Raw genomic sequence first — 21,219 nt, forward strand, 5'->3', positions numbered from 1 at the left:
TATATAGAACAAAAACAAACAACCCTATAAAAGAGATATGAAGAAACAACTCAAAAAGGTACTCGTGCTCGGTTCGGGTGCCCTGAAAATCGGACAAGCCGGAGAGTTCGACTACTCAGGCTCACAGGCACTCAAAGCCCTGCGCGAAGAAGGTATATCATCGGTACTGGTAAATCCAAACATTGCCACTATCCAAACCTCGGAAGGCGTTGCCGACAAAGTGTATTTTCAACCCGTCAATACGTATTTCGTAACAGAAATCATCAAGAAAGAACGTCCTGATGGCATCCTGTTGGCATTCGGCGGTCAGACAGCCCTCAACTGCGGTACCGAACTCTATCTGTCTGGTGTTCTTAAAGAATATGGTGTAGAAGTGCTCGGCACAAGCGTAGAAGCCATTATGAACACCGAAGACCGCGACCTCTTCGTCAAGAAACTGGCAGAGATTGACATGAAGGTACCCGTGAGCCACGCTGTAGAAAACATGGACGATGCGCTCAAGGCAGCCCATAATATCGGATTCCCCGTAATGGTACGTTCTGCCTACGCATTAGGCGGACTGGGCAGTGGTATCTGCCCTGACGAGAAAACATTCATATCTCTGGCAGAAAGCGCATTCACCTTCGCACCACAGATTCTCGTAGAAGAGAGTTTGAAAGGATGGAAGGAAATTGAGTTCGAGTGCATCCGCGATGCCAACGACCACTGTTTCACCGTAGCTTCAATGGAAAACTTCGACCCTCTGGGCATCCATACTGGTGAATCTATCGTAGTGGCTCCTACCTGCTCATTGACCGAGCAACAGGTGAAGATGTTGCAGGATATCACTACTAAATGTGTACGCCACTTGAATATCGTAGGTGAGTGTAACATCCAGTTTGCCTTCAATGCAGAAACTAACGACTACCGCATCATTGAAATCAATGCACGTCTGAGCCGTTCATCTGCACTTGCTTCAAAAGCAACGGGCTATCCCCTAGCCTTCGTAGCTGCCAAGATTGCTTTGGGCTACACGCTCGATCAGATTGGCGAGATGGGAACAACATCATCAGCATACGTGGCTCCAAGCCTCGACTATATGATTTGTAAGATTCCACGCTGGGACCTTACAAAATTTGCTGGCGTATCACGCCACCTCGGTTCATCCATGAAGTCGGTCGGTGAGATTATGAGCATCGGACGTTCATTTGAAGAGATGATCCAAAAGGGACTCCGCATGATTGGACAGGGTATGCACGGATTTGTAGGCAATGACCACACACGCTTCGATGACCTCGACGATGCATTGGCAAACCCAACAGACCTCCGTATCTTTGCCATCGCACAGGCCATGGAAGAAGGATATACTATCAAGCGTATCGAGGAATTGACCAAGATTGACGTATGGTTCCTTGAACGATTGAAGCATATTGTTGACCTGAAACATCAGTTGATGGAATACAATGCCGTAGAAGACGTACCCGCCGCCCTTATGCTTGAAGTGAAACAGGCAGGATTCTCAGACTTTCAGATTGCACGTTTCGTACTCAAGCCACAGAGTGGCAATATGGAGAAGGAAAACCTCAAAGTACGTGAGATCCGCAAACAGATGGGTATCATGCCTTCGGTAAAACGCATCCCTACTGTAGCATCTGAACATCCAGAACTGACCAACTACTTGTATCTCACCTATACACACACACCAGCATTTGCTACCCCCGACGGCAAAGCATACAAGACCGCACACGACATCAGCTATTATAAGAACGAGAAATCTGTAATCGTTCTCGGTTCTGGCGCCTATCGCATCGGTTCAAGCGTAGAGTTCGACTGGTGTTCGGTTAATGCAATCAACACTGCACGCAAACTCGGCTACAAGTCGATCATGATCAACTACAACCCCGAAACCGTATCGACCGACTACGACATGTGTGACCGCCTCTATTTCGACGAACTGTCGTTAGAGCGTGTTCTTGACGTCATCGATCTTGAAATGCCACGCGGTGTCATCGTCTCTGTAGGTGGACAGATTCCAAACAACTTGGCAATGAAGCTCTACCGTCAGGGTGTTCCTGTATTGGGCACCTCTCCAGTTGATATTGACCGTGCCGAGAACCGTGACAAGTTCTCTGCCATGCTCGATAAATTAGGAATTGACCAGCCACGTTGGCGCGCTCTGACTTCGTTCGACGATGTCAAGGAGTTTGTAGATGAAGTTGGTTATCCCGTACTGGTACGTCCATCCTATGTACTCTCAGGTGCAGCCATGAACGTATGTTACGACGATGAAGAATTGCATCGTTTCTTGAATATGGCAACCGAAGTATCCAAGGAGTTCCCCGTAGTGGTAAGCCAGTTCATGCAGGAAACAAAAGAGATTGAGTTTGATGCTGTCGCCGACAAGGGTGAGGTTATTGAATATGCCATCTCTGAGCATGTGGAATATGCCGGTGTCCACTCTGGTGACGCAACCATGGTATTCCCCGCACAGCATATCTATTTCTCAACTATCCGCCAGATTAAGAAGATTTCCCGCAAGATTGCACAGGAACTCAACATCAGCGGACCATTCAACATCCAGTTCCTTGCCAAGAACCGTGAGGTGAAGGTTATCGAATGTAACCTGCGTGCATCACGCTCATTCCCCTTCGTATCGAAGATTCTGAAGCGCAACTTCATCGAGACAGCAACCAAGATTATGCTTGATGCTCCCTATTCTCGTCCAGCCAAGAGCGAGTTCGACATCGACCACATCGGTGTCAAGGCATCACAGTTCTCATTTGCCCGTCTGCAGAATGCCGATCCCGTACTCGGTGTTGATATGAGCTCTACCGGTGAGGTAGGCTGTCTGGGCGATGACCTCAACGAGGCTTTGCTCAACGCACTCATCGCCACTGGCTACCGTCTTCCCAAGAAGAGCGTTCTCATCTCTTCAGGAGCCGCAAAGGGTAAGGTTTCATTGCTCGAACCAGCCAAGCAACTCGTCAAGAAGGGTTACGAGGTATATGCCACACCAGGCACAGCCAAGTTCTTCAATGAGAATGGTGTGAAAGCCACTGCCGTCAACTGGCCCGATGAGGAAGGCGACAACAATATCATGCAGATGATTGCTGACCACAAATTCGACTTGATTGTCAACGTTCCCAAGAACCACACCAAGCGCGAATTGACCAATGGTTATCGCATTCGTCGCGGCGCCATCGACCACAACATCCCCTTGATGACCAATGTGCGTTTGGCAAAAGCCTTCATTGAAGCCTTCACTGCCCTCCGACTTGAAGACATCAAGATCAAGAGTTGGCAGGAATACAATGCTTAATAACAAATATGATTAGATATTATCTCATACTCCTGTGCATGTTGTTCACAATAGGGCTTCATGCACAGGAGTCTCCTAATTCACGTCAAGCGCGGCGTATGTTCAACGAGGCCTATCAAAAGGTTTATGGTCCTCAAGGTTCACGTTTAAGCTATAGTGTCAATATCATAGGCATCTACAAAGCCCAAGGAACTATCTGGACCAAAGGGAAAAGCAGTAAATTTGTAGAAGACCGCTACACAGCATGGAACGACCAAATCACCTACACCCGTGTAGATCGGAAGAAGAGAACCGTTACCATCTATCGTTCTGACGATGAATCACGCGATAAATATGCCTCAAAATTCACATTCAAGCCCGACAACTACAACTACCATATTGCTAACGACAAGCGTGGTTATGTCATCACACTAAAGGCAAAAAAGGGCGTTAAGGGCATCAAAGAGGCTGATGTACTGCTCGACCACCACACACGAAATCCCATCAGCATCCGTGTGAAGGTAGGCTTTTTCCACACTACAATAAAAATAACCAATTTCAAAACGGGTGGTATCAGCGATCAAGCATTTGTATTCCCCCGTCACCAATACAGCAATTACGGAATTATCGACAACAGATAAGACAATGGAGAAAAAAGGATTGGTACTTGAAGGCGGTGCAATGCGCGGACTATGGACTGCTGGCGTCATCGATGTGATGATGGAAGCAGGCATTAAGCCCGACGGTATCATCGGCGTATCTGCAGGCGCAGCATTCGGTTGCAACTATAAGTCACAGCAACCAGGACGCGCCATCCGTTATAACAAACGATTCGCCAAAGACAGGCGCTACAGCGGTTGGCATTCACTCTTCCGCTCTGGCGACTATTTCAATGCCGAATTTGCCTACCATATCGTTCCCCACGACTACGACATCTTCGATTCAGAGACATTCGCCAACAATCCCATTGAGTTTACTGTGGTCTGCACAGATGTAACAACAGGAAAAGCAGTCTATCATCAATTAGACCATATTGATTATGAAACATTGGAGTGGATACGTGCCTCTGCCTCCATGCCTATGGTTTCAAGAGTTGTTTCTATCGGCAATCACCAACTGCTCGACGGTGGTGTCAGCGACTCCATTCCTTTGGCCTATTACGAGAGTCAGGGTTATAAACGTAACATCGTCATCCTAACCCAACCAGCAGGCTATCGCAAGTCTCATAACGCTCTGATGCCTCTCATGCGTTTGGCACTCCGTCATTATCCCAATATGATAGAAGCCATGGATCAGCGCCATCTGATGTATAACAGTCAATTGGACTATGTGACACAAGCAGAAAAGGAAGGTCGATGCCTTGTCATTCGTCCGGAAGGCAAGATTCCCATTGGCCATCTCTGCCATGACCCCAAACGCATGCAACTGGTTTATGAACTGGGACGCGAAGTAGGTTACAAGCAGTTGGATGCCATCAAGGAATATTACCGTTAAATACCCCTCTGCATCAATACGCACTATACAGACGATTACAATTAGTGTATAGCGCAATCAGAATAAAAGAATATCAACTAGAAGGAAACAGTAGAATATGAGAATCGACATTATCAGTGTATTACCCGAAATGATTGAGGGCTTTGTTCACGAAAGCATTCTTGCACGTGCCGAAAAGAAAGGGCTGGCGGAAATCCGCCTGCACAACCTGCGTGACTACACGCTCGACAAATGGCGTCGTGTGGATGACTATCCGTATGGCGGTTCTGCCGGAATGGTCATGCAGTGTGAGCCTATTGACCGATGTATTACTGCCCTGAAGGCTGAGCGTGATTACGACGAGGTGATATTTACCTCACCCGATGGTGAGCAGTTCAATCAACATATTGCCAACGACCTATCATTGAAAGGCAACCTTATCATCCTCTGCGGTCACTATAAAGGTATTGACCAGCGCGTTCGCGACCATCTCATCACAAGGGAAATATCTGTTGGCGATTACGTGCTGACAGGAGGCGAACTGGCAGCAGCCATCATTGCCGATGCTGTTGTACGTGTAGTGCCTGGCGTGATTGGTGACGAACAGAGTGCTCTGTCTGACTGTTTCCAGGATGATCTATTGGCAGCCCCAATCTATACTCGCCCTGCCGACTATAAAGGTTGGAAAGTACCAGAGATTCTGCTTAGCGGTAACGAGGCCAAAATCAAAGAATGGGAATTGGAACAGGCCTTAGAACGCACACGCCGTCTCCGCCCCGACCTATTGGGCGAATAATCCAAACAGCCCCTACAAAATAATTTCCATCTGATTTTGCAATCAACAAGATGCAAAGTCAGATGGAATTGTTATACTCCAGTCAATTGTTCCTGATTGACAAAGCGTTCACCAAGCATAAAGCCCTCCTCATAGAGCCGTTCCAGTTTTTCCACATCACGTGTTACTCTTCCCACCTCCATGGGTCGTTCAGGACGTATGACCATGATCTCTCCCCAATCCTCCATACGTTCGATAAGTTCCAACTGGCGATTGTATTCCGCAACACGACGACTCAATGCCACACGCAGTCTGGGATAACGAGAATACACAAAACGCGGCACCTTCAAATCAGGTTCCGACGAGCGATAGCCACGGTTTCTCGTCAATATCACCACATGTTCAGTATGTCCAGTATCCATGGAACGCACAACCGGAATACTATCTACAATACCTCCGTCAAGCATCGGTATTCCATCAACCTTAGTAATCTGTGCCACAAAAGGCAAAGAAGAACTCGCCTTAACAATCTGTGTAAGACGCTGATGGTCGTAACGCTCGGAGAGATATTCCGCCCTTCCCGTCAAACAATTTGTGGTGACGGCTTCAAACACAGCTGGATTATGTTCATAGGTATCATAATCGTAAGGCACAATCTCATTTGGAAAACGATCATAAAGAATGTTTGCATCGAATATCGTACCATCTTTGATGAGTTTCTTAAGCGAAATATAATCATATTTCTTCAACATATCAATATTGGAGTAACGTGCCCTTCGTGCTTGATGGCTCATATACGACAATCCATTACAGGCACCCGCCGATACTGCCACAACATATGGAAACCATATCTCATGTTTCATAAAGGCATCAAGAACACCCGAAGTGAATACGCCACGCATTCCTCCACCTTCCAATACCAATCCTGTTTTAGCGGTTATTTTCATATTTCTCTCCCGTTATCGTTGTTCATACAATCTTATTTCGGCTGCAAAAGTAGTATTTTTTGAGTTAACAGACAAATCACAACTATAAAAACATTGAAAAATGGCATATCTATCGATTATTTTTCGTAACTTTGCGCATACTGAAAACCAATTTCTATAAGATATGAAAAAGATTCTCGTTTCTCTCTGCCTAACACTGGCAACAATGACCGTCAGCGCCAAGACTTATTCCGTCAGTTCGCCCAACGGACTGATTACCGTCAATGTGTGCACCGACAACCAACTACAATGGGATATCCGAAAGGATAATACCGTCATACTGCAACCATCCGCAATCGGACTGAAAACCGACATCATGGATTTCGGACAGAACGTCAAGGTAAAGAAGACTCGTTCGTCAAACGTGAGGAAGTCTTCCGGCAACTATGGCCTACTGCAAATGGTATGCAATGGGCTGATTGTCGAGTTTCGTGTGTTCAATGATGCAGCAGCCTATCGCATCGTCCCCACCAAACCCTTGGCAAAGGTAGTCAACGAGACCGCAGAATTTCGTTTCGCTGCAGACTATGAAGCATTCATCCCTTACGTCAACGACAATCGTGCAGGAGAGCGCTGGTGCTACTCGTTTGAGTCATACTACGACCGTCAGCGTCTCTCTCAGATGTTTGCAGACTCACTTGCTATCACTCCCACAGCCATCTGTCTCCCAGAAAAGCGCAAAGCCGTTGTGATGGAGGCAGACGTAGAAAACTATCCCGGCATGTATCTCAAAAAGGGGAAAGGCAATAGTCTTCAGGCAGCATTTCCTCCCCTGCCATTAGAAGAGGAGATAGGCGGTTACAATCGTCTGAACCTTGTACCCACACAACGTGCAGAACATATTGCCGAAAACGTAAGTCGCCTGCCATGGCGCATCGTTGTGATCAGCGACTCAGACCGTGAACTATTGGGCAACGACATTGCACGCCGCCTTGGTCCTGTATGCCGCCTGACAGACACCTCATGGATTAAACCCGGGAAGGTAGCATGGGACTGGTGGAACAACACCAACCTGACAGGTGTCGATTTCCGTGCCGGCATCAATACGGAAACTTATAAATACTTCATCGACTTTGCCCGCAAGAACAAACTCGAATACGTCATCATTGATGAAGGATGGAGTGATCCCGAAGACCTACTCCACTTCTCTGACAAGATGGATATGGCAGGCATCATCGACTATGCCCGTCAACAGGGTGTCGGTGTCATTCTCTGGTCGTCATGGCGCAACCTCATTCAAAGAGGTCATGAAAAGATGGAAGAGATAATGAAACACTATGGTGATATGGGTGTGAAAGGCTTCAAGGTTGACTTCTTCGACCGTGACGACCAACGTGTCATCCAGTCTGTCTATGAAGTAGCCGCATGTGCAGCACGCCATCACCTTTTGCTCGACCTTCACGGCATGCGTCCTTTCGGCGTACAGATAGCATATCCCAATATCGTCAATTTCGAAGGAGTGAAAGGTCTGGAGAACTCGAAATGGGAACCACGTGTCGGTGACGGTCCACTCCACGACCAACCCATGTACGACGTCACCATCCCCTACCTCCGTGCGTTGCCTGGTCCGTTTGACTATACTCCAGGCGCTATGGTCAATGCCGTTCGATCACAGTTCTTCGGCAACAACGACCATCCCATGAGTCAAGGCACCCGTGTTCATCAAATGGCTATGTACACCCTGTTTGACGCTCCACTCCAGATGTTGGCTGACAGTCCTTCAAAATACATGCAGAATCAAGAATGTACCGATTTCATTGCTGCCGTTCCTACCGTCTTCGACGAGACAGTCGCCCTGGCCGGTGAGATGGGCGAATATGCTGTAGTTGCCCGTCGCAAAGGTAACACCTGGTATGTAGCAGCCATGACCAACTGGACAGCACGCCATCTGACTATAGACTGTTCGTTCCTTGGCGATCACCGCGCCACAGCCGACATCTTTGCCGATGGCATCAATGCTGATCGCGAAGCAACCGACTACCAGCATCAACGCATTGAAGTAGATGGCAAGAGCCGTCTGCCCATCTATATGGCTCCGGGTGGAGGATGGACCGCCATCATCCGCTGACATATAGCTATCATCAAGAGATAAGAGTTCGATGGAATCATTGCTTCCACCGAACTCTTCTTTTTGTAGTCCAAAGTAAAAGTGCTTCAACAATCACTACTGTCTTGCCTTGCCTTTGTCATCAAATAAAAAAAGGCAACATGCAACAATCATGACACTACTCGCAATAGCATAACAGTCACTTTTGTCCCGCCTTGACACTCTTTATCACCCTTTTAGACAAAAAACACGATGGATGACCTTCATAAGAAAAGCCATCCATCGTGTTATATATTAATAAGGTGGGAATCAGCGGATGCGATCAGCTGCCCTAACCTTACGTTCATCGGAGAGAATACCCTGACGCGCCATAAAACAAAGTATAATGGCAATAGCAGGGAACACAGCAGCAATATTAACATGGAAATCTGCTGCATTAGGAGCCAGGAACTTGCTGAGCACAGCCAGTGCCACATACCATATCACATGGAGCATGATGTTAATCAGGCAGAATCTCGCCTGCAGAGTGCGCTGCGTATAGCGGAAGATGGTATAGACACTCAGTGATGCTGCCAACAGCATGACCATAAACAATGGCCACGGCAAGTAGCTGAGCGCTCCACTCGGAGTTGTCATCCACAAGCTATAGACACGGTGCAGAGTAAATCCATCGGCACTTACAGTAGCCAATGGGAAACACAATGCCAAGACGCTCATCACGGCAGCCAAGAAGAGAAAGATGGTCTGCTTACGCTGTATCATGACTGTATTAGTTCAGTTCTTCGCTATTCTGTTCGCGAGCAGGATCACGCCAGTAGATTTCGCCATCTACAAACTCCTGTGTAGCGAGCAGTGTAGGTTTCGGAAGTTTCTCGTAGTAGCGTGAGATTTCAATCTGCTCACGGTTTTCAAACACTTCCTCGAGTGAGTCGTTATATGAGGCAAACTCAGCCAGTTTCTTCGACAGGTCTTCTTTGATCTGAACGCTAATCTGGTTGGCACGCTTCGCGATGATAGCAACACTCTCATAAAGGTTTCCTGTCTCGTCACAGAGATCCATGATGTTACGGGTAACGGTGTTAACCGGTGCTTTTGATTTCTTGTAATCCATTGATATTTATCTTAAACTATTTTACGCTGTTAATACTATCTTACTGTTTATTGCTGATGGAACATCAATCGCCAGTGATTTTCTTGCACTTGGCAATATACTTGTTGGCACGAGATGCTTCTTTAGAATCGGGATACTCATTGAGGAATCCATAACATTCATCCTCTGCATCGCGATAGCGCTCCAGTTTTTTCTCTTCAGAGGAATTTTCTGCGAGGTCAAACTTGCTACGCATGATAAGTACCGCAAACTCTTCGCGCAACTTGGTATAGGGGTATGTTTTCAACGCATTCTGCGCGGTAATGATACATGCTTCATAGTTACTCTCTGTGTTGGCATTGATATTTCCGAAATATCCCCCGAGGTTGTAATACAGTTCAGCCGAGAGATACTCTTTCTTCACGAGATTGTCCTGCAGGTCGAACAGGCGCTGCTGTGCCTCTGCCCTCAATTTAGAATCAGGGAAGACATCCAAGAACTGCTGATAGGCATTGATAGCGCCTACTGTAGGCGTCTGGTCGAGTCGTGGTTCAGGAGTGCTTTCGTAGAGCGACTGTCCCACATTGAAGGCAGCCTGCTCTGCAAATACACCTTTTGGATAGGTGGCATAATATTTCTTAAAGGTAGCGCTGGCAGCTTCAAAGTCGTGGTTGCAATACTGTGACAGTGCCAAAAGATAGAGGCTCTCTTCTGCGGTATCAGTACCTTTTCTGAAAGTTACCACATCCTGCAGCAACGAAATGGCCTGTTGAAACTTGCCTTCTGCAAAGCACTGCTTGGCAAATTCATACTTATAATCATTGTCTGGTGACTTATAGACATTGTTAAACTCTGCGGCACAACTGCACATCAGAGCAGCCATACAGAAGATAATGATTGACTTCTTGTTCATTCTCATACTTTGATTTGACGTGCAAAATTACTCATTTTCTACCGAAAAGCAAAGGTTTTCAAACGATTTTTAGCAATTAGTGCGCTGCAATAACTTTTTTTACGAGGAAAATATGTAATTTTGCATTTCTATGAAGTTTGAACTGACCTCCAACTACCGACCGACGGGTGACCAGCCAGAGGCTATCCGCCAGTTGACCGACGGTATCACCCGTGGCGATGCCGCTCAGGTATTGTTGGGTGTAACAGGATCAGGAAAGACCTTTACCGTGGCAAATGTCATTGCCAATGTCAACAAGCCCACCCTCATCCTGTCACACAACAAGACATTAGCAGCCCAGCTCTACGAAGAGATGCGGGGTTTCTTCCCACACAATGCCGTAGAATACTACGTGAGCTATTACGACTACTATCAGCCTGAAGCCTATCTGCCATCTACTGATACGTATATCGAGAAAGACCTCGCCATCAACGAAGAGATCGACCGACTGCGTCTGAGGGCTGTCAGCGCATTACTCTCTGGCCGAAAGGATGTGGTCATCGTCTCTTCTGTCAGTTGCATCTATGGTATGGGAAGTCCTGTTGCCATGCAGGAAAACGTGATAGAGGTTCACAAAGGTCAGATATTAGACCGCAATGCACTCCTTCGCCGACTCGTCTCTGCACTTTATGTGCGCAACGATATAGAACTGAAACGCGGTTGTTTCAGGGTCAAAGGCGACACGGTAGATATTGCCATGGCATACAACGAAGTCATTCTGCGCATCACCTTCTGGGACGATGAGATTGATGCCATCGAGGAACTGGACGCCATGACCATGGATCGGCTGTCTTCCTTTGACGAATACAAGCTCTACCCAGCCAACCTCTTTATGACTACTGAAGAGCAGACCTCCATCGCCGTCCGTCATATTCAGGACGACCTCATGAAGCAGATAGCCTATTTTGAGGAATTGGGCGACGATATCAAGGCGCAGCGCATCAAAGAGCGTGTGGAATACGACATGGAGATGATCAAGGAGCTGGGCCATTGCTCGGGTATCGAGAACTACTCGAGATATTTTGACGGAAGACAAGCGGGCGAGCGTCCCTACTGTCTGCTTGATTTCTTCCCCGAAGACTACCTGATGGTGATTGACGAAAGCCATGTCAGTGTGCCGCAGATCAGTGCCATGTATGGTGGCGACCGCGCCCGAAAGCGCAATCTGGTGGAATTTGGTTTCCGTCTTCCTGCCGCCTTCGACAACCGTCCGCTGACCTTCGATGAGTTTCAAGCCATGACCCATCAGGTCATCTATGTATCTGCCACACCAGCCGACTATGAACTCCAACAGGCGGAGGGTGTCGTCGTCGAACAGCTGATCAGACCCACCGGACTGCTTGACCCAGAGATTGAGGTAAGACCCACCGAAAATCAGATTGACGACCTGATGGAAGAGATCCAGCAGCGCATCCAATGCAAGGAACGCGTATTGGTGACAACGCTCACCAAGCGCATGGCAGAGGAGCTCAGCACCTTCTTGCTCAACCACGGCATTCAAACCGCCTATATCCATAGCGAAGTGGCCACGCTCGACCGCATCAAGATACTCGAAGACCTGCGCAACGGCACCTTCGATGTCTTGGTAGGTGTCAACCTGCTCCGTGAGGGTCTCGACCTCCCGGAAGTATCGCTCGTTGCCATCATCGATGCCGACAAAGAGGGATTCCTTCGTTCACACCGCTCACTCACCCAGACGGCAGGCCGTGCCGCCCGTAACGTCAACGGCAAAGTCATCATGTATGCAGACCGCATCACGGCATCCATGCAACTGACCATCGACGAGACGCTGCGCCGCCGCATGAAGCAGATGCACTACAACGAGGAACACGGCATCACCCCGCAACAGATCAAGAAGAATCTGAAGCAGAGCGACCTGCGCCAGGAGACAGAGGGTACGGAACAGAAGGGCTACAAAGCCTATGCCGAACCTGTCGCATCCGCTGCCTTTGCCGCCGACCCCATCATTCTTCACATGACGAAAGAACAACTGGAAAAGAGCATTGCAGAGACCACCCGACTGATGAAGGCAGCCGCCAAAGAACTGGATTTCCTTCAGGCAGCGCAATACCGCGACGAGATTATCAGATTGCAAAAGGAACTGGAATTAAAATAAATTATCACATTTTTTTAGGTCATTCGCACGATATTTCGTACTTTTGCACCATTATAAAAGAGAATGAGACAGATGAAGAAATGTATATTGATGTGTGTCGTCATGGCCATGACCCTGACCGCCACAGCGCAAAACACCTGGGAAGAACCCGAAAAGAAGGAGGAGAAAGTTGCCGTTGTCGAAACGAATCCGATGGAGAAATACCTCAAGGGTGCAGTTCCCGAAGTGAACGGCAAGGTGACTTTTACCAAGACCTTTGACGCTCCGGGCAAGACTGCTTTTCAGATTTACAACATCCTTGGAAAATACCTGCAAGGCGTGACTCGCGAACCCCAGCAGATCAACAGCCAACTCATCAAGGCCGACACCGCCACCTATGAGATTGACGTCAAACTGGAAGAGTGGCTCGTCTTCCAGAAGACAGCCCTTGTGCTCGACCAGACCCGTTTCTTCTACACCATCAAAGCCCTGTGTGCCAACGGCAAAGCCACCCTCACCCTGTCCAACATCCGCTATAATTACGATGAGGAGCGCACCCCCATCCGCATCAGCGCCGAAGACTGGATTACCGACCGTGTGGCAGTCAACAAGAAGAACACCAAGCTGTATCGCCACAGCGGCAAATTCCGCAAATGTACTATCGACAGAAAAGATTACCTTTTTGAACAAATAGAAGGATTACTCCAATGAGAACACTAAAAAACATACTCAACACCATCTTCATTTTCGGAGCCATCATCGGCATGTATCTTTATTATAAAGGAAACGATGCCGGAACCATCGTTATCATGGTGGCTATGGGTTTCAAATTTGTAGAAGTGGCATTGCGCCTCTTCAAAAAAGATAAAGATAAAGACCTACAGTTTTGAACAAGTTTATCATCACGCTGGCATGCACCCTGAGCATGACCCTCAACATCGTGGCGCAGAGCAATCCCACCCGCATCACCGATACGGGCGACGGCTTCAACGTGACCGACGATAACTCCACCCGCAGTTTCAATCCCAACCATCGGGATTCCGTGGCAGACAAAGAGATCCCCATGGGTGTCCATACCTGGACGGTTGACAGACGCTATGGCGATGTCACTCCGGCTGTTACCGACACCCTGCCCCACCTCTACCAGAACTCCATCTTCAACACGGGTGTGTTTGGCGAGTACAATACCATCGGCAACAACTATACGCCGCGCATCAGCCGTATCATCATGGATCGCCCGAAGACCTCGGAGTTCTTCTTCACCCAGCCTTACGACTTCACCATGAAGGAGCCCGATGCGTTTCAGTTTGTCAACACGCTGTCGCCGTTCACCAATCTAAGCTACGACAACTGTGGCGACAAGCAGAACGGTGAAGACCATATCGACGCTAAATTTGCTGTCAATGCCAACAAGCGGTTGGGCATCGGTTTCGACCTCGACTACCACTATGCCAGAGGTTACTATCAGAACCAAAGCACCTCCCACTTCGGTGCATCGCTCTTTGCCTCGTATATCGGCGACAAATATCAGATGCATGCCCTGTTCTCTACCTACCATCGCAAGGCGGCTGAGAACGGCGGTATCACCGACGACAACTATATCACCCACCCAGAGAGCTACGACGACCAGTTTAGTGAGAACGAGATACCGACGGTGCTCTCTAAAAACTGGAACCGCAACAATTCCAACCACCTGTTTCTCTCCCATCGCTACAATATCGGCTTCTACAAGCGCGTGGCGCTGACCGAAGCGGAAAAGAAAGCCAGGGCGTTTGCCAAGGCGTCAGCCCAAGACAGGAAGCAGCGCGACAACCTCCGCAACAATCAGGATGGTGACGATGCTAACGGCAACAAGCGCCGCAACAACAGGCGCACCACCAATCCTGTTGCCACGGGCAGACCCGACGGAGCCCGCATCGCAGGCGATCTGCCCAAGACTGGCGAGAAACCTGCCGATCCAGACTCCACCCGTATTCAGGTCACCTCCCAGCAGATGGCAGACAGTTTGCTGGCTGTGCAACACCAGAAGGATTCGCTCGACGCCAACACCAAGCGCATCTACGTACCCGTCACCAGTTTCATCCACACCCTCGACATCAATAGCTTCAGTCGCATCAATCAGGCGTATGCCTCTCCTGCCGGCTATTATGCCAACACCTATTATAAATATGATGACCGTGGCATCTATGGCAACGACTCCATCTACGACCAGACGAAATACCTCTCTGTCAAGAATACCTTTGCCGTAGCGCTGATGGAGGGCTTCAACAAGTATGCCAAGGCCGGCCTCAAGGCCTTCGTCAGCTACGACCATCGTAAATACCAGATGCCCGACCTGTTGCAGGAGGGTGACGAAGGCTACTATATGCGCAGTTGGTCTGAAGGTCTGGTGAGTGTGGGCGGACAGCTGTCGAAGACCCAGGGGCGCACCCTCCATTACAACCTCGACGGTGAGTTCTTCCTGACGGGCAGCAACGCTGGTTCTGTGAGTCTTAATTTCAATACCGACGTCAATTTCCCCTTGTTCGGCGATACTGTGCGACTGGCTGCCAAAGCCCATTTCGACCGCATCACGCCAACCTTCTTCCAGCGCCAGTACCACTCCAAACACCTGTGGTGGGACAACGGCGATATGAGTAAGGAGATCCGTTCCGGCATCGAAGGCATCTTCACCATCGACAAGACCCACACCCAGTTGCGTGTGGCTGTCGAAGAGATCAAAAATTACACCTACTTCGGCATGGAGTATGCCATCGACGAAAAACATAACTTCACAGGGCTGCAGGGCGGTGTCTATCAGGAGGGTGGCAACATCAACCTCCTGACAGCCCAACTGCGTCAGAACTTCAAGTTGGGACCCTTGCATTGGGAGAACATCGTGACTTATCAGCATTCGAGCAACAAGGACGTGCTTCCCGTGCCCACTGTCAATATCTTCACCAACCTCTTTTTCAAATTCCTGGTCGTGAAGCAGTTGACCGTAGAACTGGGTGCCGATGCCACCTTCTTCACCAAATACTACGCGCCCGACTATCTGCCTCAGATCGGCCAGTTTGCCGTACAGAAGAATGTCGAGTCGCGTGTGGAACTGGGCGGCTATCCTTTTGTTGACGTCTATGCCAACATGCACCTGAAGCGCACCCGTTTCTTCGTCATGATGAGCCATGTCAACAAGGGTATGGGCAACAAGATGATGTTCCTTGCACCCCACTATCCACAAAACGGAAAAGTACTGCGTATCGGTGTTTCCTGGAATTTCTACAACTAAACCTCAATCGGGGTTAACCGACAGGTAATCCTCGCATCACCCTACCTGCCAAAGATACCGTCACTCAGCGCCAACGGTTTGTTCATAACACTGTTCAAACCATTGGCGCAACTGTTTCGGATTGACCAGTATTTCGCGCAGCGCCTTGAGGTTGCGCTCGTTTTCCGACCCTTGTATCCAGAGTCGTATATATCCCGTTGCCGCATATTTGTTTTCCAGGTGCGATTTGAATCGCTTCCATTGTCCTTCGCGGTCAATGTCCGGGTAGTTGTCCAGCCCAAACTGTATCACCCGTCGGAACACCACCTCAGGGGCAAGGTCGCGGTCTGCTTCTGCCACAATCTTTCCGTAGATGCTCCGTGGGGCATGTGAGGCAGAGGCGCGGTGATCCTCCACCGCCTCCTTCATGATTTTCAGCTGATCGGGCGAGAACCATCGTTTCAGCCGGGCGTCCTGCATCAGTATCTTGCCACTCGTCAGATGATGCACGGCACGAGGTCCCGACAGTCCGAGGTCGTGGTATGCCGCCACGACATACACCATGTTGATATCCGCACCTGTAGTTTTCGCCAGCGCCAGCGACCGTCTCACCACTCTCGTGACGTGTTCCATGCCGTGGGCACGGTCGAAATCAGCATACCGAGGGAGGATCTGTGTCTCCACAAAATCAATCAAATCAAGACTGGGATTATTGTTGTTCATAGAAAATGGGCTTATTTTTTGCAAATGTACGCAATAATCTGTACTTTTGCAAGACTTTACAGACAAAAAAACATATAATGAACGAAGAGAATATCAAACAAAACTCCTGGAAGGCCTGGCTGTTGGCAGTCCGTCCCAAGACCCTCACCGGTGCCGCCGTACCCGTCATGATAGGTAGCGCCTTGGCGCATGTCGATGCCCAAGCCTATGGCGACGATGTCTTCAACTGGCTGTCGGCATCCCTGTGCCTGCTGTTTGCATTGGTCATGCAGATCGACGCCAATCTCATCAACGACTTCTTCGACTATGCCCATGGCAACGACGACAGCACCACCCGTCTCGGTCCTTTGCGTGCCTGCACCCAGGGCTGGGTGTCTCTCGATGCCATGAAGCGTGCCATCGCCCTGACCACATGCGTGGCGTGTGTGGCAGGTCTGCCCCTTATCATCTTCGGCGGTCTTGAAATGATTCTGGTCGGCATCTGCTGCGTAGCCTTTTGCTTTCTCTACACCACCCACCTGTCCTACCTGGGCTTGGGCGACATCCTCGTGTTGATCTTCTTCGGCATCGTCCCCGTCTGCATCACCTACTATATTCAGTTGCATACCGTCACGCCTTCTGTCGCTATAGCGTCCGTTGCCTGCGGACTGGTCATCGACAGTCTGCTCATCGTCAACAACTATCGCGACCGCGACAACGACCAGCGCGTCGGCAAGGTCACCCTTGTAGTGCGCATCGGTCCGCTTTGGACAGAGCGCCTCTACCTGCTGTTGGGCGTGGCGAGTTGCCTGTTGGGGATCGTGTTCTGGTATCAGGATCATCCCCTCGCCTTTTTCCTGCCCCTGATCTATCTGGTGCTCCATGTGTTCACCTGGTTGAAGCTGCGCCACATCAATCATGGTCGTCGCCTCAACGAGTGTCTGGGGGAGACCGCCCGCAACATGCTGCTCTACGGCATCATGGTGTCGGTGGGGTTGCTCCTTCTTTGAAGCAGAAGAAGTAGAGGCACGCCAGTATCGCCAGCAACACCAGTGTTACAATGGTTTTCAGCAGACAGCCTGCTATGCGCTTGACTATCACAAAGCCGATGATAATCATGACCAACAGTATGATATATATTTGCATGGTTTCTATTCAGCAATTACTTAAACAATGATCGGAATGAGGCGGGGATGGGTGTTTCAAACTCCATCCGTTCGCGTGTGACGGGATGCACCATGCACAACATATAGGCATGGAGGCAGAGTCTGTGGAGCGGATTGTCGCCGTTGCCGTATTTCACGTCGCCACACACGGGATGTCCCATGTCTGCCGTATGCACACGGATTTGGTTCTTGCGTCCTGTTTCCAGTTTAAACTCAGCGAGGGTATGTTCGGTGGTGCGCTGCAACACCTTGAAATGTGTCACGGCATATTTTCCGCCGTTATCCACAGGCGATGAGTAGGTGACATACGCCTTATTGTCTTTCAGCCAGTTTGCCACCGTACCGCTGTCGTCCTTCATCTCTCCGCTGACCACAGCCACATAGCGTCTGTCGAAGACGATATCGTGCCAGTTGTGTTCCAGCACCTGTTCTGTCTCGATATCCTTGGCATATACCATCAGTCCGCTGGTATCGCGGTCGAGGCGATGCACCACGTGTGCAGTACATTTCTGGTGACTCTTCCTGAAATAGTCGTCGATCACCGTTTTCACGTTCAGCGAACTGTGTCCTGCTGCCATCGAGAGTATGCCGATATTCTTTTCTATCACGATAATCCATCGGTCCTCATATACTATTTTCAGCCATCTGCTCTTAAACTGCGTTTGGTTGCGCTTGGTGCGACTGACTGCCACCTTCATGCCTGGTTTCAGCAGGAAGTCGAATTGGGTGACGGTTTTCCGGTCCACTCTCACTCCCCTGCCCTGCAGTGTCAGTTTGATTTTGTTGCGACTCTGTTCCACGGTCTCGAGCAGAAATTCCAGTAGTGGCTGTTCCCTCTTCACCGTATAATGGGCATAATCGCCCTGCTGATTATAAGGATTATATTTCATTGTCATATCATCTATTAACCAAAAATGCTTCACCTTTAACCATAGTCAAAAGCACACATTGTGCAAAGGTACGAATAAGCGAGAGAAATACAAAAGAAAAATACCTTTTTCTTTTGTACTTCCGAGCGGAAGTACCTTCGACCGACAGGTCAGAGGTACGAATAAGCGAGCGAAATACAAAAGAAAAACTCGTTTTCTTTTGTTTTTCCGAGCGACAATAAAAAAGGGAGCACCAACGTTTCTGATTTACCTTTGGCTTATTCTGTCGCGACTCAACATAGTGAAACCGAGCTTTCACTCTGTCTTCGCTGCTCCAGAATATCCGTGTGACATTAAAAAGGGAGAGGAAAATTTCTGCGTTCCGTGGATAAAAACATGTTTGTTACTTTTGTCCTTACAGGACGTTTGGTAAAATAACCATACACACCCAGGGTGTTACCCTGGGCTATGAAGATGTTGCCCCATTCGGGGCGTTAGTACCCCAACAAATGGTTATAACGCCAAGCAAGGGCGGACTGCTAATAACGACAAGCTGTGGCGGGCTGAAAGCCCAATGGCTTCCTTAGCCCAGGGCAACGCCCTGCGGACATGATGTAGCATATCAAACAACGTCCTGTAAGGACAAAAGTAAATACTGGTTGGTTGACAACAAAAATCTTTTTCGTGTGACATTAAAAAAGCAGCGGCGCATCACGCGTCACTGCTTTCAAGTTGAATTATGATTAATTCAAGTTTCGCAACTGAGGGAATTGATTGAAGTTAAAGAAGTTATCACTCCCTACGGTCGTTCAGGAAGTTAAGAGACAATAGCCTTTTGCCGTAAGACCTAGGACATTTGTCCCTTAACTTCTCTCTAACTTCCCTCTAACTTCCCTTAACTTCCCTCACACCAAACCTCACACCAAATCTCAAACTAACTGTGCTTGCCCAACCGTTGGTCTATCACGCAATCCACTCCGATAAGGCTGCCGGAGAATATCAGACACTGTGCCACAAACCACAATACCGACTCGCTGATCTCGCCCGTGGGCGGAGTGAAGAATCCCATGAAGGCAAACACGATGGCTGTGATGATGCAGAGCAATGATGCCGTCTGCTTATAACGGATACTCTTCATGATAAGAATCTGCGGTTAAGCAGTGCCCCTCTCGCCTCAGGGGAGCGAGGCACTGCGGTTAGGTTCAGCCCTCCACTCCGCTACCGCCGCTTGGGGTACCGCCAGTTGACGAGCTGCCGCCGCCACCGTTTGAACCCGGGTTGTTGTCGGTCACCTTTCCAGGGATGGGCAAGAGTCCCTCCTTGTTGGCCTCCTTGATACCCATGCACTCGTAGGCGTAGCGGTCTGCGCGAGTCGTTGAGGAGTTGTTAAACTTACCGCCGAGCTTCTTGCCGCTGAAGGGGAGGAAGCGGAGGTTCACACCGGCAATCTGTGCCACATCAAACTTGGATGGGTCATCGACCGCCTTCTTGCCGTCGTTGCGGATGGAGTTGTAGAACGTTCCGAGTTCGCCCAGCTTCACCTTGTAGCCCTGCGCCAGCAGTTCGTTGATGCAGTCAACCATTTTGGTCATCACTCCGATCACCACGTCGCGGGTATAGACTGATCCGTGGTCTGAGATGTGGGCTGCCAGCTCGTCAAGGTTCACGGTGCCCTGCGAAACGGGTTGTGCGTAATACTTGGCGTAGGCAGTGCTCTTGGTGTTCATGCACTTCTGCAAGCAGTAGCGAATAGTAGTTAGTGTACTCATAATAGAAACGAATTTAGTTAAACAGAAGAAAATTGTCGCCTGCAAAGGTACAGGTATGCTTGGACGAAATGTCAGTTAATGTCACTTATTGCCACTTATGCCGTGTTAAAAGAACTTAAAGTCGGACGCTGCGCCTCGCTTCTTTTGCCCCATTGCGGCAAAGGCAGTAACTTTGCGTAAAAATAAAATCATCTGATCATTATGCCTACACTACGTCCTTACACCTCCATGAGCCGCACCCGTCTGGCACAGCTCTACTGCCCCGACGTCACTCCTCGCCATGCCTGGCGCACGCTGAAAGCATGGATGGATCGCTGCCGTCCGCTCATCGCCCGCCTCCGCTCGCTCGGCTACGACGGCCGTCAGCGCATCCTCTCGCCTGCCATGGTAGCCGCCATTGCGGAGTATCTCGGAGAGCCTTAAACCGCCTAACGGCAATCGACGAAGGCGATTGGCAATATCCCCTTCGACGATTGGCGTTATCGCCACCGCCGAACGGCATACCTCGCGCGCGCCCCTGTTTACTGCCGATTCGGGCAGTTTCCCGAAAAAACGGTTACGATTTGAAACCCTTGTTGCATGGAAATAGAAACTTTAACAGAAGTGTTAATGCGAATTAACGTTTTTTTTGTTTGTTAACGCAACGCGTATTCAACTGGCAAGTGCAATCGGTACTATTGTATGTTGTCTATCTCATCGTTAAGAACTTGCTGGACAGCGACAGTAAGCAAATCACAGTAGGCATTCATTTCCGATTCTGTGTCATACTGC

General features: G+C 49.2%; 20 protein-coding genes. 11 read left to right on the forward strand and 9 right to left on the reverse strand.

Going from position 1 to position 21,219, the window contains the following annotated elements; all coding sequences use genetic code 11:
• The first annotated feature begins 37 nt into the window (after window positions 1–37).
• The 4 genes from carB to trmD all read left to right on the forward strand — a co-directional run bounded on the left by carB (window position 38) and on the right by trmD (window position 5,546).
• Window positions 38–3,298 (forward strand): carbamoyl-phosphate synthase (glutamine-hydrolyzing) large subunit, encoded by a 3,261-nt coding sequence (carB, locus tag CIK93_RS11015; RefSeq protein ID WP_094447392.1) that lies wholly within the window; start codon window positions 38–40, stop codon window positions 3,296–3,298.
• Window positions 3,299–3,306: 8 nt separating this feature from the next.
• The gene (locus tag CIK93_RS11020; RefSeq protein WP_094390262.1) at window positions 3,307–3,918 is read left to right on the forward strand and encodes a hypothetical protein; all 612 of its coding nucleotides are present in this window, start codon (window positions 3,307–3,309) and stop codon (window positions 3,916–3,918) included.
• Between the two features lie 4 nt (window positions 3,919–3,922).
• On the forward strand, window positions 3,923–4,771 hold the full coding sequence (locus tag CIK93_RS11025) for a patatin family protein (RefSeq protein WP_094390263.1): 849 nt from the start codon (window positions 3,923–3,925) through the stop codon (window positions 4,769–4,771).
• A 97-nt stretch (window positions 4,772–4,868) separates the two neighbouring features.
• The gene (trmD, locus tag CIK93_RS11030) at window positions 4,869–5,546 is read left to right on the forward strand and encodes a tRNA (guanosine(37)-N1)-methyltransferase TrmD (protein ID WP_094390264.1); all 678 of its coding nucleotides are present in this window, start codon (window positions 4,869–4,871) and stop codon (window positions 5,544–5,546) included.
• A gap of 71 nt (window positions 5,547–5,617) precedes the next feature.
• Here trmD and CIK93_RS11035 read toward each other — a convergent pair whose 3' ends face one another.
• Complete coding sequence (locus CIK93_RS11035; RefSeq protein WP_094390265.1) at window positions 5,618–6,472, reverse strand: patatin family protein; 855 nt, start codon at window positions 6,470–6,472, stop codon at window positions 5,618–5,620.
• A 163-nt stretch (window positions 6,473–6,635) separates the two neighbouring features.
• Here CIK93_RS11035 and CIK93_RS11040 point away from each other — a divergent pair, with 163 nt between their 5' ends.
• Complete coding sequence (locus tag CIK93_RS11040) at window positions 6,636–8,579, forward strand: glycoside hydrolase family 97 protein (RefSeq protein ID WP_094447393.1); 1,944 nt, start codon at window positions 6,636–6,638, stop codon at window positions 8,577–8,579.
• Window positions 8,580–8,867: 288 nt separating this feature from the next.
• Here the strand turns inward: CIK93_RS11040 and CIK93_RS11045 are convergent, their stop codons facing one another.
• The 3 genes from CIK93_RS11045 to CIK93_RS11055 all read right to left on the reverse strand — a co-directional run bounded on the left by CIK93_RS11045 (window position 8,868) and on the right by CIK93_RS11055 (window position 10,561).
• Entirely contained in the window at window positions 8,868–9,320 is a 453-nt protein-coding gene (locus CIK93_RS11045) for a DUF4293 domain-containing protein (RefSeq protein WP_094447394.1), read from the reverse strand.
• A gap of 7 nt (window positions 9,321–9,327) precedes the next feature.
• Window positions 9,328–9,669 carry a DNA-directed RNA polymerase subunit omega gene (locus CIK93_RS11050; protein ID WP_094390268.1) on the reverse strand — a complete coding sequence of 114 codons (342 nt, stop codon included), beginning with the start codon at window positions 9,667–9,669 and terminating at the stop codon, window positions 9,328–9,330.
• A gap of 64 nt (window positions 9,670–9,733) precedes the next feature.
• Entirely contained in the window at window positions 9,734–10,561 is an 828-nt protein-coding gene (locus tag CIK93_RS11055; RefSeq protein ID WP_094390269.1) for an outer membrane protein assembly factor BamD, read from the reverse strand.
• A gap of 130 nt (window positions 10,562–10,691) precedes the next feature.
• On the opposite strand from CIK93_RS11055, the gene uvrB reads away from it, so the two are divergent.
• The 4 genes from uvrB (at window position 10,692) to CIK93_RS11075 (ending at window position 15,963) form a co-directional block, all read left to right on the forward strand.
• A complete protein-coding gene (gene uvrB / locus CIK93_RS11060) occupies window positions 10,692–12,716 on the forward strand; it encodes an excinuclease ABC subunit UvrB (RefSeq protein WP_094447395.1) in 2,025 nt (674 codons plus the stop codon).
• A gap of 72 nt (window positions 12,717–12,788) precedes the next feature.
• Complete coding sequence (locus tag CIK93_RS11065) at window positions 12,789–13,406, forward strand: DUF4468 domain-containing protein (protein WP_158215516.1); 618 nt, start codon at window positions 12,789–12,791, stop codon at window positions 13,404–13,406.
• Window positions 13,403–13,585 carry a hypothetical protein gene (locus CIK93_RS11070; RefSeq protein WP_094390272.1) on the forward strand — a complete coding sequence of 61 codons (183 nt, stop codon included), beginning with the start codon at window positions 13,403–13,405 and terminating at the stop codon, window positions 13,583–13,585. The genes CIK93_RS11065 and CIK93_RS11070 overlap by 4 nt, the downstream gene beginning before the upstream one ends.
• A complete protein-coding gene (locus CIK93_RS11075) occupies window positions 13,582–15,963 on the forward strand; it encodes a putative porin (RefSeq protein ID WP_254046787.1) in 2,382 nt (793 codons plus the stop codon). Before CIK93_RS11070 ends, CIK93_RS11075 begins: the two co-directional genes overlap by 4 nt.
• 60 nt (window positions 15,964–16,023) lie before the next feature.
• On the opposite strand, the gene CIK93_RS11080 is transcribed toward CIK93_RS11075, so the two are convergent.
• Window positions 16,024–16,665 carry an HD domain-containing protein gene (locus tag CIK93_RS11080; RefSeq protein WP_094447398.1) on the reverse strand — a complete coding sequence of 214 codons (642 nt, stop codon included), beginning with the start codon at window positions 16,663–16,665 and terminating at the stop codon, window positions 16,024–16,026.
• A gap of 77 nt (window positions 16,666–16,742) precedes the next feature.
• Here CIK93_RS11080 and menA point away from each other — a divergent pair, with 77 nt between their 5' ends.
• Window positions 16,743–17,654, forward strand: coding sequence for a 1,4-dihydroxy-2-naphthoate octaprenyltransferase (gene menA, locus CIK93_RS11085; RefSeq protein WP_173815141.1), 912 nt, complete (start codon window positions 16,743–16,745; stop codon window positions 17,652–17,654).
• Here the strand turns inward: menA and CIK93_RS13730 are convergent.
• From CIK93_RS13730 to CIK93_RS11100, 4 genes are all read right to left on the reverse strand, one after another.
• A complete protein-coding gene (locus CIK93_RS13730; protein ID WP_158215517.1) occupies window positions 17,623–17,790 on the reverse strand; it encodes a hypothetical protein in 168 nt (55 codons plus the stop codon). The two genes, menA and CIK93_RS13730, sit on opposite strands and share 32 nt — an antisense overlap.
• 16 nt (window positions 17,791–17,806) lie before the next feature.
• Window positions 17,807–18,700: an RluA family pseudouridine synthase gene (locus CIK93_RS11090; RefSeq protein ID WP_094447399.1), complete on the reverse strand. Its 894-nt coding sequence runs from the start codon at window positions 18,698–18,700 to the stop codon at window positions 17,807–17,809.
• A 913-nt stretch (window positions 18,701–19,613) separates the two neighbouring features.
• Window positions 19,614–19,817 carry a hypothetical protein gene (locus CIK93_RS11095; protein ID WP_094390559.1) on the reverse strand — a complete coding sequence of 68 codons (204 nt, stop codon included), beginning with the start codon at window positions 19,815–19,817 and terminating at the stop codon, window positions 19,614–19,616.
• Window positions 19,818–19,881: 64 nt separating this feature from the next.
• A complete protein-coding gene (locus CIK93_RS11100; RefSeq protein WP_094447400.1) occupies window positions 19,882–20,448 on the reverse strand; it encodes an HU family DNA-binding protein in 567 nt (188 codons plus the stop codon).
• A 201-nt stretch (window positions 20,449–20,649) separates the two neighbouring features.
• Between CIK93_RS11100 and CIK93_RS11105 the strand changes: the two genes are divergently transcribed.
• Entirely contained in the window at window positions 20,650–20,871 is a 222-nt protein-coding gene (locus CIK93_RS11105) for a DUF4248 domain-containing protein (RefSeq protein ID WP_094447401.1), read from the forward strand.
• Window positions 20,872–21,219 lie beyond the last annotated feature (348 nt).

It is taken from the genome of Prevotella sp. P3-92 (assembly GCF_002251205.1).
Lineage (GTDB): Bacteria > Bacteroidota > Bacteroidia > Bacteroidales > Bacteroidaceae > Prevotella.